The sequence below is a fragment of the Pseudomonas sp. FH1 genome, assembly GCF_000510895.2.
Taxonomy (GTDB): domain Bacteria; phylum Pseudomonadota; class Gammaproteobacteria; order Pseudomonadales; family Pseudomonadaceae; genus Aquipseudomonas; species Aquipseudomonas azotoformans_A.
In genome coordinates this window covers 1-1153 of the sequence record NZ_AOHM01000065.1, presented here as the reverse complement: position 1 = coordinate 1153, position 1153 = coordinate 1, and the positions used below count along the sequence as shown (strand labels likewise).

Annotated in this window: 1 protein-coding gene; it reads left to right on the top strand. The window is 53.5% G+C overall.

All coding sequences use genetic code 11. From position 1 onward, the window contains the following. The first annotated feature begins 79 nt into the window (after window positions 1-79). The gene (locus H096_RS21120) at window positions 80-1030 is read left to right on the top strand and encodes an IS110 family transposase (RefSeq protein ID WP_033901313.1); all 951 of its coding nucleotides are present in this window, start codon (window positions 80-82) and stop codon (window positions 1028-1030) included. Window positions 1031-1153 lie beyond the last annotated feature (123 nt).

The following is a 1153-nucleotide window of genomic DNA, read 5'->3' as shown; positions in this document are numbered from 1 at the left end:
GATGAGCGGCAAAACTCGAAATCACAAGCTAGGGATAGGTCAGAGTGCTCTCACTTCTTGAGTGTAAGAGGGTTTGGCGATGATTTCCTACTATGTTGGTCTCGATGTTTCGAAAGCGACTGTGGATGTGGGGTTTCTTCCTGCGAATTACGCGCAGTTTCAGGTGAGTAATGACCTTGAGGGCTTCACTCGGCTGATCACATGCCTGAACGAGCTTGAGGTGGGACGGGTCTTGCTTGAAGCCACCGGCGGCTATGAAAGGGCATTGCTCAGAGCCTTGCGGTTGGAAGGTTTGAATGTCTTTCGCGTCAATCCAAAACGCGCTCGCGACTATGCGAGAGCAATGGGCAAGATAGCTAAAACCGATAAGATCGATGCTCAGATGCTGGCGAAGTTTGCGAGAGATTTCGAAGACTTGCCGCATGTTGAACCGAATAAGGATCGGGATGAGCTGGGCGAATTGCTCAAGCTGCGAGGCAGCTTGGTCAAGAGCCGGGACAGCGACAAGCGCCGGATGAAGCAAACCACATGCGCTAAAGCCATATCCACTTACACCGATCACATCGCTTACCTGGAGGGCCAGATCAAGTCATTGGGTAAGGAGATTGAGGATGCCTCGACCGTGCTGGATCAGGAGAAAGCCAGACGACTGAGGTCGGTGAAAGGGATCGGAGCCATCACCTGCGGAACGCTCTTGGCATTTCTTCCTGAGCTCGGAACCGTGTCGGGACGCAAGATTGCGGCTTTGGCAGGGTTAGCGCCCTACAACAACGATAGTGGCAAGAAGAGCGGCCCCAGATCAATCGAGGGCGGGCGCTATACAGTGCGTGGCGCAACCTATATGTCGACCTGGTCAATGGTTCAGCACGATCCGCAAGTCAAAGCCGAATATGAGGCTCTGCGAGCGCGAGGCAAGCTTGCGAAGGTCGCTGTTGTGGCATGCATGCGCAAGCTCTTGATTCGTCTTAACGCAATGCTGCGAGATGGCACGGGTTGGAGAGAGCAGAAATCTCAGGCCCCCGCAGCCTGATAACAAATGAGGGGCACTTTACTGAAGCGCGGGCTTCGCCAGTAATACCGCTACGCGGTATCGCTGGCGAAGCCATGTCCGAAAGGATTATTTTGAAAATAAATCCTCAAAGACAGTTGCTCC